Origin of the sequence: Streptomyces sp. NPDC059166, assembly GCF_042755185.1 — a bacterium.
Taxonomy (GTDB): Bacteria; Actinomycetota; Actinomycetes; order Streptomycetales; family Streptomycetaceae; genus Streptomyces.
The window spans coordinates 36,926-51,306 of sequence record NZ_JBHZCI010000015.1 but is presented as its reverse complement, the minus strand read 5'-3'; the positions used below and the strand labels follow the sequence as shown (position 1 = coordinate 51,306).

Sequence of the window (14,381 nt, the reverse complement as noted above, 5' to 3'; positions counted from 1 at the left end):
GCCGAGACGGAGGCGAGCAGGATTCAGGGCGCGCCGGTCACCGGCTGCCCCGGGCGTACGACGAGGTCGGCACGGTGCCGGTGGAGTTCGACCAGCCGGGCGTTCGGCTCGTCGGACCGGGCGACCCAGCTCTCCGCATGAGCCCGGGACTTGCCGAACCTGACGTGCCGGTCCACCAGTCGGCGTACCCGTGTCTCCGGTTCGGGGTCGAGGAACCACGCCTCGTCCAGGAGTCCCCGCACCCGCGCCCAGGGCCCGTCGTCCAGCAGCAGGTAGTTGCCCTCGGTGACGACGAGCGGGACGTCCGCCTCCACGCGCACGGAGCCCGCGACCGGCTCCTCCAGCGCCCGGTCGAAGGCGGGGGCGTAGACCGGGTCCGTCGCCCCGGGGTCGCGCAGCCGCTCGAGCAGGGCCACGTACCCGGCCGCGTCGAACGTGTCGGGGGCGCCCTTGCGGTCGGCCCGCCCGAGCCGTTCCAGCTCGGCACCGGCCAGGTGGAAGCCGTCCATCGGGACCAGGACCGCGCGCCCGTCGAGGCCGGCGACGATCTCGGCGGCGAGTGTGGACTTCCCCGCACCGGGGGCCCCGGCGATCCCGAGCACCCGGCGGCGCCCGTCCTCGGCCAGGCGGCGGGCGCGGTCGGTGAGTGCGGGGAGGTGGCTCGGGTCCATACCGGCATTGTCCCCGGCGAACCTCGCCGCTCCGGCGCGCGGCCTTCACTCTTGTGTCCGAGGACCTCTACGGCAACCGCTGGGACCCGCTGCAGCCCGCGTGAGCGGGAGCCTCACGCGGGTGCGGCGGCCTCCGCCAGCGCCTCCAGCACGGGCTTGATCAGCGGGTGCCCCTCCGCTCCCTTGCGTACCGCCGCGAAGACCCGGCGGGCCGGGGCGCCTTCCACCGGACGTACGACGACCCGGTCGAGCGCGGTACCGCGCAGCGCCGACCGGGGTACCAGGGCGACCCCCGCACCGGCTCCGGCCAGGGCGACCACTGCGTGGAAGTCGTCGGAGGAGTGCTCCAGCCGGGGTGCGTAACCGGCGTACTCGCACGCCAGGACGACCACGTCGTGGCAGGGGTTGCCCGGGTAGGGGCCGATCCACGCGTCCTTGGCGAGGTCCGCGACGGCGACGCGCTCCTGGCCGGCGAGGCGGTGGCCGGCGGGGAGCACGGCGTCGAAGGGCTCCGCGTACAGCGGCACCCTGGTCAGCCGGCGGTCGTCCTCCCCCGGTGCGCCCCGGTACTCGACGGCGACCGCCACATCGACCTGCCGGTCCAGCACCATGGGCACGCTGGCGTCCCCCTCCGCGTCCTGCACCCGCACCCGGATCCCGGGGGCGGTGAGGGACAGCGCGGCAATGGCGGGGGCGAGGACCAGGCCGATGCCGGTGGCGAACGCGGCGACAGTGACGGTCCCGGCGACACCCGCGCCGTAGTCGGCGAGCTCCGCCTCCGCCCGTTCCAGTTGGGCGAGCACCGCGTTGGCGTGGGTCAGCAGGATCTCCCCCGCCGGGGTCAGCCTGGCGCCCCGCGCGCCGCGCTCGACCAGCCGGTGGCCGGTCTCCTGCTCCAGGGCGGCGAGCTGCTGGGAGACCGCGGAGGGGGTGAGGTAGAGCGCCGCGGCGGCCGCGGTCACCGTACGGTGGTCGGCCACCGCACGAAGGATTCGCAGCCGCCGTGCATCGATCATGCGCCCATTGTCCCTGGCCGGGGGCGTTCGCTACGCCTCCAGGGCCGCCCGCGCGTCGACGAAGGCGTCGACCGCGCGGTTGACGTCCTCGGTGGAGTGGGCGGCGGAGAGCTGGACCCGGATGCGCGCGGCTCCCTGCGGGACGACGGGATACGAGAAGCCGATCACGTACACCCCGCGTTCGAGGAGCAGTTCCGACATGCGGGCCGCCTTCGCGGCGTCACCGATCATCACAGGGGCGATGGCGTGGTCGCCGGGCAGGATGTCGAAGCCCTCCTCGGTCATCCGGGTGCGGAAGAGCGCGGTGTTGGCGTCGAGCCGCTCGCGCAGTTCGCCCGCGGACTCCAGCAGGTCGATGACCTTGAGGGACGCCGCGGCGATGACCGGGGCGAGGGTGTTGGAGAAGAGGTACGGGCGTGAGCGCTGGCGCAGCAGGGCGACGATCTCGGCGCGTGCGGCGACATAGCCGCCGGACGCTCCGCCGAGGGCCTTGCCGAGGGTGCCGGTGATGATGTCGACGCGGTCCATGACGCCGTGCAGCTCGGGGGTGCCGCGGCCGCCGGGTCCGACGAATCCGACCGCGTGCGAGTCGTCGACCATGACCATGGCGCCGTAGCGGTCGGCGAGGTCGCAGATCTCCGCCAGCGGGGCGACGTAACCGTCCATGGAGAACACGCCGTCGGTGACGACGAGGCGGCGCCGGGCTCCGGACGCCTCCTTGAGCTGCTGCTCGAGGTCGGCCATGTCGCGGTTGGCGTAGCGGTAGCGCTTGGCCTTGGAGAGGCGGATGCCGTCGATGATGGAGGCGTGGTTGAGGGCGTCGGAGATGACCGCGTCCTCCGGGCCGAGGAGGGTCTCGAAGACTCCTCCGTTGGCGTCGAAGCAGGAGGAGTAGAGGATCGTGTCCTCCTGTCCGAGGAACGAGGAGAGGCGCTGCTCCAGCTCCTTGTGGACCTCCTGGGTGCCGCAGATGAAGCGTACGGACGCCAGGCCGTAGCCCCAGCGGTCGAGCGCGTCGTGGGCGGCGGCGATGACGTCGGGGTGGTCGGCGAGGCCCAGGTAGTTGTTGGCGCAGAAGTTGAGGACCTCACCCGCCCGGCCTCCGGCGGTGACGGCGACGGTGGCCGACTGGGGGGTGCCTATGACCCGTTCGGGCTTCTGGAGCCCGGCGTCGCGGATCTCGTCGAGGGTGGCGCGCAGGTCGTCGCGTACGGAGTCGAACATGAGGGGTGTCTCCCAGCTGGATACGGGGGGTGCGGACGAGAGGCTTCAGGCGGCCCAGTCGAGCAGGATCTTGCCACCGCGACCGCTCGCGGCGTCGTCGAACGCGGCGTCGAAGTCCTGGTAGTCGTACCGGCCGGTGATCACCGGGGCGAGATCGAGTCCGCCCTCCAGGAGCACGGACATGGCGTACCAGGTCTCGTACATCTCTCGGCCGTAGATGCCCTTGATCGTGAGCATCGAGGTGACCACGCGGGACCAGTCGACGGGGAACTCGGCCGACGGCAGTCCGAGCATCGCGATGCGGCCGCCGTGGGTCATGTTGCCGATCATGTCCCGCATGGCCTCGGGCCGTCCGGACATCTCCAGGCCGATGTCGAAGCCCTCGCGGAGTCCGAGTTGCCGCTGGCCGTCGGCGATGGTCGCCTCGCCGACGTTCAGCGCGAGGTTCACGCCCACCTTGCGGGCCAGTTCCAGGCGGGCCTCGCTGACGTCGGTGATGACGACGTTGCGGGCGCCGGCGTGGCGGGCGACGGCGGCGGCCATGACGCCGATCGGGCCGGCGCCGGTGATCAGCACGTCCTCGCCGACGAGCGGGAAGGACAGCGCGGTGTGGACGGCGTTGCCGAAGGGGTCGAAGATCGCGGCGATGTCGAGGTCGACCTTCTCGCGGTGCACCCAGACGTTCGAGGCGGGCAGTGCCAGGTACTCGGCGAACGCCCCGTCCCGTCCGACGCCGAGCCCGAGCGTGGAACGGCACAGGTGCCTGCGGCCGGCGAGGCAGTTGCGGCACTTGCCGCAGACGAGGTGCCCCTCGCCGCTGACCAGGTCGCCGATCTTGATGTCGACGACGTCCGCGCCGATCGCGGCGACCTCGCCGACGAACTCGTGGCCGAGCACGAGCGGGGTACGCACGGCCTGCTGCGCCCAGCCGTCGTAGTCCCGGATGTGCAGGTCGGTCCCGCAGATCCCGGTGCGAAGCACCTTGATCAGCACATCGGCGGGGCCGGTCTCCGGCTCGGGCACGTCCATCAGTGCCAGTCCCGGCTCTGCCTTGTGCTTCACGAGTGCCTTCACGGCCGCGGCTCCCTGTACCCGATTGCTGGTGGACGTCCCGGCTCCGGGCATGCCGATGAGACCGGCGGGCCCGGGGTCGCGGGAGGAGACGGCAGGCGGGTCGGGCTGGTCGCCGGTCCCGCGGTCTGAGCCGTCTCCAAGAAATGTGCCCCATGCCACCGCTGCGGTCCATCGAGGATTTCTTAAGCGCGGCCGTAGATCCGCTTCAGGCCCGCGCGGACGGACGGCGCCCCGGCGGCGTGGAAGGCCGCCGGGGCGGGCGGGCGCGGCCGCCCCCATGACGCCGCACCGCGCGGGACTGTTCCGCGTCACCGGAGGGCCGGGCGGCGGGACCGTTCCGCGTCCGGCGGGCGGTCGGTGTGTCCGGCCCGCGGAGTGCGGCCCAACGGGCCGTCAGGGCTTGATAACGTCGCCCGCACGACTGCGGAAAGTTCCCCGCCGGGGTCGTCGCTCCGCCGGGCCGGGCCGCACCGACAGGGCGGTGAGCGGCGGCCGGTGCGCGTGTCGGGGAGCACGTGGCAGGGACGATGAGGGCCTACGTATGAGCCTCCCGCAGTTGCACTACACCTCCGTCACGTCCGGGGACGGGGGGCCCGCCGGCCGGTTCACCGCCGCCGACGCCGCGATACCCGGGCCGGTGCGCGCCGAGGCCGCGCCGCTGCTCGCGTACGAGGCCCCCGAGGGCACTCCGGACGGCCTCTCGGATTCACAACTCCGTTCGCTGCCGGTCGCGTTCGGTTTCGCCGCGCTCTCCGACGGCAGCCACCTCCTCAGCCGTACGGTGCCCACGGGCGCGGGCGGATTCCACGCACACGCCGTGCATCTGCCGTCCGGTACCGCGCTGCCCGGACGGATGCTCCCGGTGTCCGCGTGGGGCGCGGCGGGGTGGCTCTCCACGACCCCGGACCGGATGCCGCCCGACCCGCTGAGCGCGCACCGGCCGGTGCGCGGTCCCGCCCCGGGGCTCAGCCGCGAGGCGCTCGGGGACTTCGCGGTGTCGCGCGGTCCCTGGCTCGCCACGGTCCTCGGCGATCTGCGCGCGGTGAGCGAGGACCCGTCCGCACCCGCGGTGGTGCTCGTCGAGCGGCAGAGCGCGGACGTGGCCCGCTGGGTCGCCCTGGCCGCCGCCGCGCTGCCCCGTGAGCACGCCGAGCGGCTGACCTTCACCACGTACACCCGCCACCCGGGACACACCGCCCACCGGGTCGTCGGGGTCCTGCCGGAGGACGCTCCGGACGTCTGCGACCCCCGCTTCCGGGTGCACAGCGTGTCGGGCCCGCGCCCCTCCGGAGCTACGGACGACGCCTGGGCGGCGACGGCGGCGCGGATCTGGCGCAGCCGGGCCCCCGAACTCTTCGAGGAGGCCGCGGAACTTCCGGGAGAGCCCTTCACCGCCGGTCCGCTCGCCGTGACCGCGCTCGGCGCGGGCATCGCCCTCGGGTCGGTGGAACGGGCGGCAGCGGCGGCCTGGGCCGCGGAAAGGCCGTACGCGCTGGACGAGAAGGGCATCCGGCGGCTGACGGACGCGCTGACCGCTCCGGCGGACGACCGGACGCCCGCGGAGTGCGCCGCGGCACTGCGGCTGCTGACCGCGCTCGACGGCCGCTGCCCCGCCTCCGTCACCGCGCCTCTGGCGGCGCTGCTGGTGACGGAGGCGGTGCGCGGCGGAGATGTGACCCTGCAGCCGCCGGCCCGGTCGGCGTTCGAGGAGCCGGCCGGGGAGCGGGCCCTGGCGGCGCTGGTCGAGGAGCTCGGCGGCGAACTGCTGGCCGAGCTCGCGTCGGGGGTGTCCCAAGGGGTCGAGCGGACCGTGCAGGTGCTGCGGATCGTACGGCTGCTCGGCCTGGACACCGCTGGGCTCCTGCCCTCCGCCGTGAACCGGCTGGCACAGGCGTTGCTGGACGACACGGGGACGGCCGGGTTCCCGTCGCTGCTGGAACTGCTGGACGAGCAGTTCGACGTACGCACGGCCCTGCTGGGCGAGCTGGACCGGCTGGCCCCGGACCGGCCGGCCGCCGCGGAGGGGCTGCTGCTCAGGGTCTCCCTGCCGTTCACGGGGACGCAGGCGCTGCCGCATCTGCGGATGTGCGCCGAGGCGCCCGGCGCCAAGGCGCGCGCGCAGGACCGGATGGGTTCGCTGCACACGGTGCTGCGGGCGGCCGGGATGTCCCCCTTCGCCGAGCCCCTGGTGCTGCGGACGGCGGTGGGACTGGTGTGGGGCGACGGGACGCCGGCCGCCGGCGAGGCCCGGTCGCTGCTGGGGACGGCCACGTCCGACGCCCACAGGGCGGCGGGCACCTGGAGCCATCTGGTGGCCGCCGCGCTCGCCGCGCCCCGGGACGACGAGGACGCCCCGCCACTGGCCCACGACCTCCTGCGGAGCTTCCCCCAGGAGATCGGGGCCGAGGCGCGGGCGGGCCTCCTGCTTCTGGACTTCGCACGGGACATGCGCGAGGGCACGGCGGAACCGGGCTGGGCGGACCGCGCCCGCTCGCTGCGCACCGGTGCCGGACGGCCGGGGAGCGCTGCGGTGGAACACGCGTACGGCGCCCTGGCCGAGCGGCTGCTGGCCCCGGGCCGTCCGGAGGACGAGCTGTACGCGTTCGTGCACAGCGGTGACGAGGACCTCGTCGACGCGTACGGCCGGGCCGCCCGACGCGAGGCGGTCGGCGCCCTGCTGCGGGCGGATCCCGCGTACGTGGCGGACTGCTTCACCGTGTGGAACGCGCACCCGCACGCGGGCGGCGACTGGAACCGGACCAGGACGTCTCTGCTGGACGAGGTGCTGCGCCCCGTGGTGCGGGAGCTGTCGCCCGAGGAGCTGGCCGCGGTGGAGGAGGCCGTGGAGCGCGGGGACAGCAGCCGGACCGCCGATGCCTTCCGGGCGTGGAACCGGCCGTCCCGCCCCCTGGGACGGCTCGGCCGGCGCATCGTGGGCCGGGTGCGCCGGGGATGACGGGTTCGCCCGGGGCTCCGTGCGGCGGGTACCGTGGGAGGTTCTGATCTCGTGCGCCTCCTGACGGGCTGCGTGACACCCCAGGAGGAGACGGCATGACGACCAACCGCGGACGCAAGGACGTGATCCGGGACCGGATGGCCGCGACCGGCGAGTCGTACAACGTCGCCGCCCGGAACCTGAAGGCGATGAAGGACATGGGCGCGACCCGTGAGGCGCGCCTGGTCCAGCGGTGGGTGCCCGCGGAGACGCTGGACGTCCCGTGCCCCTGCGGCGGTACCTGCGAGCCGGGCGGGACGTGCGACCACTGCCACGCCGGGTTCCGGCACGTGAAGCGCTACCCGGGCAGTCTGACGGAGGTCGAGGTCTGGGCGGACCGCTACGAGTGCATGGGGTGCTCCGCCTCGTACACGCTCACCGTCCGTCTCACGGGACGGCCGTGGGGTGTGGCCGGGACCGTGGTGCGGGGCGGCGGGGCGGAGGAGGTCGTGCAGGCCAGGGTGTTCCCCGGGGTGGCGCACCCGCTGCTGCGCGCCGAGGCGGGCGCGGGGTCCGGGTCGGACGAGGACTGAGAGGCCCGGGTCCGTCGGGTCGGGGCGGATGACGACGGAGGCGGCAGAGGTGGCGGAGAGAAGTGGCACCGCGGCGGCGGCCGGAGGCGGCGGGCAGCCGGCCACCGGTCCCGCGTCGCTGAGTGCGCGGGCACGTGAGGCCGTACTTCAGCGCATCGTGGACCGGCGGTACGCGCAGGGCGCGCGTCTGGTCGAGCGGGAGGTCGCCGAGGAGCTGGGCATGTCCCGGGTGCCTGTGCGGGAGGCCCTGCGCGCGCTGGTCGCCGAGGGACTGCTCGAACTGCTCCCCCACAGCGGGGTGCGGGTACGTCGGCTCCAGCAGACCGACGTCGAACATCTCTACGAGGTCTGGGAGCCGCTGGCGGTCCAGGCCTCGCGCCTCGCGGCGCGTGCCGTGGCCGCCGGTGACCTCTCGGGGCTGACCGGGCTCGAAGCGGCGCTGCGTCAGGCCGAGTCGGCGGCGGCGTCGGACGAGGGGACGCGCGAGGTCGCCGCACACACGGCGTTCCACGAGAGCGTCGTGGCGATGACGGGCAACTCGCTGCTGGCACGCACCCTGGAGCAGCTGAGCTGGCAGCTGCGGCTGCTGTTCGGCCTGCGCGAGGAGCCCGACCACATGCGGGCCCAGCACGCGGAGATGTACCGGCACATCGCCGCCGAGGACTCGGTGATCGTCATCGAGGACGGGACCGTACGCGCCGCGGGGACGCGAGGCGACGTCGCCGTACCCCGGGACGCCAGGACCCTCGACGCACACGGCCGCTGGGTCCTGCCGGGGCTGACGGACGCTCACATCCACCTGAGCACCACCGCCGAGGCCCTGGACGCCATACGCCAGGGGGCCACCAGCGCCCGGAGCGGCTCGACCTCCTTCTACCAGGACATCGCCGTACGCGAACTCGCCCGGCACAGCCCCGGCCTGGCGCCCAGGCTCGTCGCCGCGGGAATCTTCGTGACGCCGGACCTCGGCGAGACCGTGCTGGCCGACCCGGACCTCACCCCGCTCGCCCGCCTGAAGGACGGTGTCCGCTCGGCGGAGGCGCTGCGCCGGGTGGTGGAGGTGAACATCGCCAGGGGCGCCGACGTCGTCAAGACACGGGTCAACGAACGCGCCGGGCTGCCCGAGCAGGACCCTCTGGCGCAGGTGTACTCGCGCGAGCAGCTCTCCGAGGCCGTGCGCGCCGCCCGGAGGGGCGGCAAGGGCGTCCTGTGCCACAGCTACAGCGAGCGCGGCTGCGACGACGCCGTCACCGCGGGTATCCGCTCGCTGGAACACGGCGTGTTCGTCGGCGAGCGCACCCTGCACGAGATGCGTCGGCGGGGCACGTACTTCACGCCCACGCTCACCGCGATCGCGGGCCTCGCCGAGTCCTCCGACCCGGTCCTCGCCGAGCGGGGGCGCGCCTACCTGCCGGTGCTGAAGCGCGCGGTGCTCGCGGCGCACGAGCTGGGTGTCCCGCTGGCCGCCGGAACCGACTCGTCCGGAGGCACGGTGCGTCCGATCGGCGGGGAGGTGGAGCTGATGCGGGCCGCCGGCCTGCCGGCGCTGGACGCGATCCGCACCGCCACGACCGGTGCAGCACGCCTCCTCGGGCTGGAGCGCACCGTGGGCCGCCTCGCCCGGGGGTTCGCCGGGGACGCGCTCGTCCTCGACGGCGATCCGCTGGCCGACGTCACGGTGCTGCGGCGCCCCGTCCGGGTCGTCCGTGCCGGCCTCGCGGCCTGACCACCTGCCGCCTCCCGCCGCTCCCCCATCGGCGCGTCCCGACGACGAACTCCCGGAGTAGCGCGTCGCCGCCCGCGGAGGTGCGGACGCGACGGGTCTCCGCCACGCGGACCTCACTCGCGGCGCACCCGCCGGCTTCGTACTCGTACGCGGCGAACGCGTCACCCAGGCCGTGGTGGACACGCCCCGGCGGGACCTGGTCGCGCACGGCGGTGAAGTGGTCGTGCGCGACGGGGTGTTCGTCGAGCGCGACAGGCGCCCCGCGGACGGCTGACCAGCCGGGCAGGCCCGCAGGGGCCACCTGACACCACATCGAGCGGCCCTCCGGCAGTCGGCGCCGGGGGGCCGTTCCGCGTCCGCGCGGAGGAGTCACAACCACCCCGGTGGCGCGCGCCGTCACCCGGCGTCCCCGACCGGCCGGTCAGGTCTGACCGATCGGTCAGCTACGGTGGGCCACATGCCACGACCGCCGTCCACGATGCGGCGTCAGATCCTCGACGCCGCGCTGCGCCTCTTCGCCGAGCACGGCTTCAGGGGCACCTCGCTGCAGGACATCGCGGTGGAGGCCCACTGTTCCAAGGCCTCGCTGCTCTACCACTTCGCCGGCAAGGACGCGATCCTCACCGAGCTGCTGACACCACCGGCCGAGAGCCTCTCCGTCATGCGGGAGGAGCTGGCGGCGCTGACGGGGGATCAGGCCGTCGAGTCGGCCGTGGAGGTCTACGCCGCCCTGGCGATGCGCTTCCACCTGGAGGTGAAGATCATCTTCGCCGAGCTGCCCGACATGCTGGAGCACCCCGTTCTCGCCGTCATCCCGCACGCGGTCGACGGGCTCGCGGACGCGCTGGCCGGCGGTTCCGTGGAGCCCGGTGCGCGCGTGAGGGCCCAGATGGTGATCGGCGGCGTGGCGGTCGCGGTCGCTTCCGGCGTGGACGCCGAACCCGAAGCGATGCGTGCAGAACTGATCCGGGGGGCGTTGGGAACCCTCGGCCGTCCCACCAGTTGACAGAAGTCGTCCCGTACGAAGAGAAAGACGTCTCCTCGCATGGCCATCCTGCTGTACCGGCTCGGCCGGCTCTCCTTCCGTCGCCGGGGGCGTGTCCTCGCTCTCTGGCTCCTGCTGCTGGCGCTGCTCGGCGCGGGCGCGGCCGCCTTCAGCGGCCCCACCACGAGCAAGTTCTCCATTCCCGGGACCGAGTCGCAGAAGGCGCTGGACTCCCTGTCCCGTGAGTTCCCACAGGCGGGCGGGGCGACGGGGACCATAGTCGTGGCGGCGCCCGCGGGCGGGAAGCTGACGCCCGCCGCCGTGGCCCCGGTGACCGAGGATGCCAAGGACGTCCCCGGAGTCCTCGGAGCCGTCGACCCGTTCGTGTCCAAGGCGGTGTCCCGGGACGGCCGCTACGCCCTGATCCAGGTGCAGTTCACCTCCGGCGTCGACGGGATCACCGACGCGCAGCGTGAGGCGTTCACCGAGGCCGGCGCGTCCGTGAAGGGACTGCGCGTCGAACACGGCGGCGAGATCATGCGGGGCGTGCCCGAGGTCGGTTCGACGGAGGTCATCGGTGTCGGGGTGGCGGCGATCGTGCTCGTCCTCACCTTCGGCTCCCTGGTCGCCGCGGGCATGACCCTGCTCAACGCGCTGGTCGGTGTCGGGGCGGGCATGGCCGGGCTCTTCGCCCTCAGCTCCACCGTCGAGCTGACCAGCACCGCTCCGATCCTCGCCCTGATGCTGGGGCTGGCCGTCGGCATCGACTACGCCCTGTTCATCACCTCCCGCTACCGCCACTACCTGCTGGAAGGGCTGGACGGCGAGGAGGCGGCCGGCCGGGCGGCGGGGACCGCGGGTTCGGCGGTCGTGTTCGCCGGGGCCACCGTCGTCATCGCGCTGGCGGGGCTCGCCGTGGCGGGGGTCCCCTTCCTCACGGTCATGGGCCTGGCGGCCGCGGCGACCGTGGCCCTCACGGTGCTGGTGTCCCTCACCCTGCTCCCCGCGGTCCTCGGTTTCGCCGGCGTCCGCGTCCTGCCCCGGAAGCTCCGGGCCCGGGACCGGTCGACGGCTGCCGCGGAGGAACCGGCCGGACAGGGCCTCGGATTCGGCTGGGGCCGGATCGTGGCGCGGCTGCGCGTCCCCGTACTCGTGCTGGGGGTGGCCGGGCTCGCCGCCCTCGCCCTGCCGGTCCAGGACATGCGGCTGGCGCTGCCCGACGCGAGCACCGAAGCGGTGGGGTCACCCAACCGCGAGGCGTACGACCTGACCACCGAGGGCTTCGGCGAGGGCTTCAACGGACGGCTGATCGCCGTGGTGACCGCCGGCACGCCCGAGGCCACGGGCAAGGCGGTGAAGGAGACCGCGGGGCTGATCACGGGCGCCGACGGGGTGCTGGCCGTGGCGCCCCCGCAGGTCAACGAGAAGGGCACGACCGCGCTGCTGGCCGTGATCCCGAAGACGGGTCCCACGGCCGCCGCGACCGAGGACACCGTCAACGAGATCCGTGACCGGGTGGAGAAGGTCTCGGGGGCGTCCGTCGCCCTGACGGGCGCCACGGCGGTCGGCATCGACGTCTCGGAGAAGCTCGCGGCCGCGCTGCCGGTCTATCTGCTGCTGGTGGTCGGCCTGTCCGTGCTCCTGCTGATGCTGGTCTTCCGGTCGGTCCTGGTGCCGCTCAAGGCGGCACTGGGGTTCCTGCTGACCATCGGCGCCACCTTCGGCATCACGGTGGCCATCTTCCAGCAGGGCCACCTGGCCGGTCTGGTCGGCCTGGACACCCCGGGGCCGCTGGTCAGCTTCCTGCCCATCCTGCTGATCGGCATCCTCTTCGGGCTGGCCATGGACTACGAGGTCTTCCTGGTCTCCCGGATGCGGGAGGACTTCGTCCACGGCGCGGACGCACGTGAGTCCGTCATCAGCGGCGTCGGCCACAACGGCCGCGTGGTCACGGCGGCCGCCGTGATCATGACCGCGGTCTTCGGCGGCTTCGTCTTCATGCACGACCCGATCATCAAGTCGATCGGGTTCGCCCTCGCCGTCGGCGTGCTCGTCGACGCCTTCGTCGTACGCATGACACTGGTGCCGGCGCTGATGCACCTCCTCGGGCGGGCCGCCTGGTGGCTGCCCCGGCCGGTGGACCGCGTCCTGCCGGACCTCGACATCGAGGGCGAGCGCCTGCGGCGGGAGATCCCGGTGCGGCGCCAGGAGCCGGTGGAGCTCGTGAAGAGCTGACCAGGGCCCGGCGCGAGCGACGACGGCCGCCTGGCAGGGGTGCGTACTCCTGTCAGGCGGCCGTCGTCACAACAAGCCCAGGGCGGCTCAGCTCTCGTCCGGCGCCAGGGTCAGCGAGATGGAGTTGATGCAGTACCGCTGGTCCGTGGGCGTGGGATAGCCCTCGCCCTCGAAGACATGGCCCAGGTGCGAGCCGCAACGGGCGCAGCGCACCTCGGTGCGGACCATGCCGTGGCTGTTGTCCGCGATCAGCTCGACCGCGTCGGTGTCCTTCGGGTCGTAGAAGGACGGCCAGCCGCAGTGGGACTCGAACTTGGTGTCGGAGCGGAACAGCTCCGCACCGCAGGCACGGCAGGAGTAGACACCCGCCGTACTGGTGTCGGTGTACTCACCGACGAACGCGGGCTCGGTGCCGGCCTGCCGCAGCACCGCGTACTCGGCGGGGGTCAGCTCCGCCCGCCATTGCTCGTCCGGCTTCTCGACGTCGTACGACACGGTGGCTCCCTCAGCTCGACAGGTGGTCCAGGATCCGCGGGCCGAGGTCGGTGACGTCGCCCGCTCCCATGGTCAGAACCAGATCCCCCGGCTTCGCCATTCCCGCGACGGCGGCGGGTACCGCGTCCTTGTCGTGGACGGCCGTGACCTCGGCGCCCGCGGCCTGTGCCGCGTCGATGATCAGCTCGCTGGTCACACCGGGGACCGGGTCCTCCCGGGCCGGGTAGATGTCCAGGACCAGTGAGGCGTCGGCGAGGGCCAGGGCCTGGCCCATCTCTGTGCCGAGTTCCTGGGTGCGGGAGAAGAGGTGGGGCTGGAAGACCACCAGGAGGCGCGAGCCCGTCGCTGCGCCCCGCATGGCCTCCAGGTCGGCGGTCATCTCGGTGGGGTGGTGCGCGTACGAGTCGATGACCTGGACGCCGGCCGCCTCGCCCTTGAGCTGGAGGCGGCGCTTCACCCCGGTGTACTTGCCGATGGCGGAGGCGAGGTTGTGCGCCGGGATGCCGAGGGCGATACCGGCGGCCAGCGCGGCCACGGCGTTGTGCGCGTAGTGGCGCCCGGGCACCGAGACGGTGAAGGTGAGGTACTTGCCGCCGAGGACGACCGTGACCTCGCTGGTCAGACCGCGCGGGGTGACCTTGTGGACGCGGACGTCGGCACCCTCGGACTCGCCGTAGGTGACGACGGTGAGGGAGGAGTTCCCCCGCACGCGCCGGGTCAGCTCGGCCGCGCCGGGCTGGTCGGCGGCGACGACGAGCGTGCCTCCGGGGACGACCTTGCCGACGAAGGTCTCGAAGGACTCGTAGATCTCGTCCATCGACGCGTAGTTCGCGTGGTGGTCCAGTTCCACGTTGAGGACGATCGCGACCTCGGGGGCGTACTTCTGGAAGCTGCGGTCGCTCTCGTCCGCCTCGGCGACGAAGATGTCGCCGCCACCGTGCGTGGCGTTGGTGCCCGGCCCCTCCAGGTCGCCGCCGATGGCGTACGAGGGGTCGAGGGCGAGCTCCGAGAGCGCGACCGCCAGCATCGAGGTCGTGGTGGTCTTGCCGTGCGTGCCGGCCACCGCGATGGCGCGCAGCCCGTCCATCAGGGAGGCCAGCGCGTCGGAGCGGTGCACCACCGGGATGCCGAGCTCGGCCGCGCGGACCAGCTCCGGGTTGTCGGCGCGGATGGCGCTGGAGACGACGACGGAGGTGGCGTCGTCGGCCAGGTGTCCGGCGGCGTGCCCGATGTGGACGGTCGCCCCCAGTGCGCGCAGGGCGTCGGCGGTGGCGGACTCCCTGGCGTCGCTGCCGGCCACCTTCGCGCCGCGCTGGGCGAGGATCTTCGCGATGCCCGACATTCCGGCGCCGCCGATGCCGATGAAGTGCGGCCGTTCCAGGGCGGCAGGAATACCGGGTGCCATACGTGTCTCTCCCGAGGTGTGA

Annotated in this window: 10 protein-coding genes and 2 pseudogenes; 6 read left to right on the top strand and 6 right to left on the bottom strand. The window is 73.5% G+C overall.

Features of this window, described 5'->3' with window-relative positions:
• Window positions 1–23 precede the first annotated feature (23 nt).
• The 4 genes from ACFXOA_RS13725 to tdh form a co-directional block, all read right to left on the bottom strand.
• A complete protein-coding gene (locus tag ACFXOA_RS13725) occupies window positions 24–671 on the bottom strand; it encodes a nucleoside/nucleotide kinase family protein (protein ID WP_385026463.1) in 648 nt (215 codons plus the stop codon).
• Between the two features lie 113 nt (window positions 672–784).
• Entirely contained in the window at window positions 785–1,687 is a 903-nt protein-coding gene (locus ACFXOA_RS13720) for a LysR family transcriptional regulator (RefSeq protein WP_385026460.1), read from the bottom strand.
• Window positions 1,688–1,717: 30 nt separating this feature from the next.
• A complete protein-coding gene (locus ACFXOA_RS13715) occupies window positions 1,718–2,911 on the bottom strand; it encodes a glycine C-acetyltransferase (protein ID WP_385026457.1) in 1,194 nt (397 codons plus the stop codon).
• Between the two features lie 45 nt (window positions 2,912–2,956).
• A complete protein-coding gene (gene tdh / locus ACFXOA_RS13710) occupies window positions 2,957–3,985 on the bottom strand; it encodes an L-threonine 3-dehydrogenase (RefSeq protein ID WP_385026454.1) in 1,029 nt (342 codons plus the stop codon).
• A 541-nt stretch (window positions 3,986–4,526) separates the two neighbouring features.
• Between tdh and ACFXOA_RS13705 the strand changes: the two genes are divergently transcribed.
• The 6 genes and pseudogenes from ACFXOA_RS13705 to ACFXOA_RS13680 all read left to right on the top strand — a co-directional run bounded on the left by ACFXOA_RS13705 (window position 4,527) and on the right by ACFXOA_RS13680 (window position 12,459).
• Window positions 4,527–6,941 carry a GTPase-associated protein 1-related protein gene (locus ACFXOA_RS13705; RefSeq protein WP_385026451.1) on the top strand — a complete coding sequence of 805 codons (2,415 nt, stop codon included), beginning with the start codon at window positions 4,527–4,529 and terminating at the stop codon, window positions 6,939–6,941.
• Window positions 6,942–7,036: 95 nt separating this feature from the next.
• Window positions 7,037–7,513 carry a hypothetical protein gene (locus tag ACFXOA_RS13700; protein WP_385026448.1) on the top strand — a complete coding sequence of 159 codons (477 nt, stop codon included), beginning with the start codon at window positions 7,037–7,039 and terminating at the stop codon, window positions 7,511–7,513.
• Between the two features lie 28 nt (window positions 7,514–7,541).
• Window positions 7,542–8,177 (top strand): annotated as a pseudogene (locus ACFXOA_RS13695) (GntR family transcriptional regulator); the annotation flags it as partial.
• Window positions 8,172–9,239 (top strand): annotated as a pseudogene (locus tag ACFXOA_RS13690) (amidohydrolase family protein); the annotation flags it as partial. The pseudogenes ACFXOA_RS13695 and ACFXOA_RS13690, both read left to right, overlap by 6 nt.
• A 457-nt stretch (window positions 9,240–9,696) precedes the next feature.
• A complete protein-coding gene (locus ACFXOA_RS13685) occupies window positions 9,697–10,245 on the top strand; it encodes a TetR/AcrR family transcriptional regulator (protein WP_385026445.1) in 549 nt (182 codons plus the stop codon).
• Window positions 10,246–10,284: 39 nt separating this feature from the next.
• Window positions 10,285–12,459, top strand: coding sequence for an MMPL family transporter (locus ACFXOA_RS13680; protein ID WP_385026441.1), 2,175 nt, complete (start codon window positions 10,285–10,287; stop codon window positions 12,457–12,459).
• Between the two features lie 87 nt (window positions 12,460–12,546).
• Here the strand turns inward: ACFXOA_RS13680 and msrB are convergent, their stop codons facing one another.
• Complete coding sequence (gene msrB, locus ACFXOA_RS13675) at window positions 12,547–12,954, bottom strand: peptide-methionine (R)-S-oxide reductase MsrB (RefSeq protein ID WP_385026438.1); 408 nt, start codon at window positions 12,952–12,954, stop codon at window positions 12,547–12,549.
• A 10-nt stretch (window positions 12,955–12,964) separates the two neighbouring features.
• A complete protein-coding gene (gene murC / locus ACFXOA_RS13670; protein ID WP_385026435.1) occupies window positions 12,965–14,359 on the bottom strand; it encodes a UDP-N-acetylmuramate--L-alanine ligase in 1,395 nt (464 codons plus the stop codon).
• Between the last annotated feature and the right edge of the window lie 22 nt (window positions 14,360–14,381).

Excerpts from the sequence above, each read along its gene's own strand:
- murC (WP_385026435.1), bottom strand. The coding sequence starts at position 14,359 with ATGGCACCCGGTATTCCTGCCGCCCTGGAACGGCCGCACTTCATCGGC.
- ACFXOA_RS13720 (WP_385026460.1), bottom strand. The coding sequence starts at position 1,687 with ATGATCGATGCACGGCGGCTGCGAATCCTTCGTGCGGTGGCCGACCAC.
- ACFXOA_RS13705 (WP_385026451.1), top strand. The coding sequence starts at position 4,527 with ATGAGCCTCCCGCAGTTGCACTACACCTCCGTCACGTCCGGGGACGGG.
- ACFXOA_RS13700 (WP_385026448.1), top strand. The coding sequence starts at position 7,037 with ATGACGACCAACCGCGGACGCAAGGACGTGATCCGGGACCGGATGGCC.
- ACFXOA_RS13725 (WP_385026463.1), bottom strand. The coding sequence starts at position 671 with ATGGACCCGAGCCACCTCCCCGCACTCACCGACCGCGCCCGCCGCCTG.
- ACFXOA_RS13715 (WP_385026457.1), bottom strand. The coding sequence starts at position 2,911 with ATGTTCGACTCCGTACGCGACGACCTGCGCGCCACCCTCGACGAGATC.
- ACFXOA_RS13680 (WP_385026441.1), top strand. The coding sequence starts at position 10,285 with ATGGCCATCCTGCTGTACCGGCTCGGCCGGCTCTCCTTCCGTCGCCGG.
- ACFXOA_RS13685 (WP_385026445.1), top strand. The coding sequence starts at position 9,697 with ATGCCACGACCGCCGTCCACGATGCGGCGTCAGATCCTCGACGCCGCG.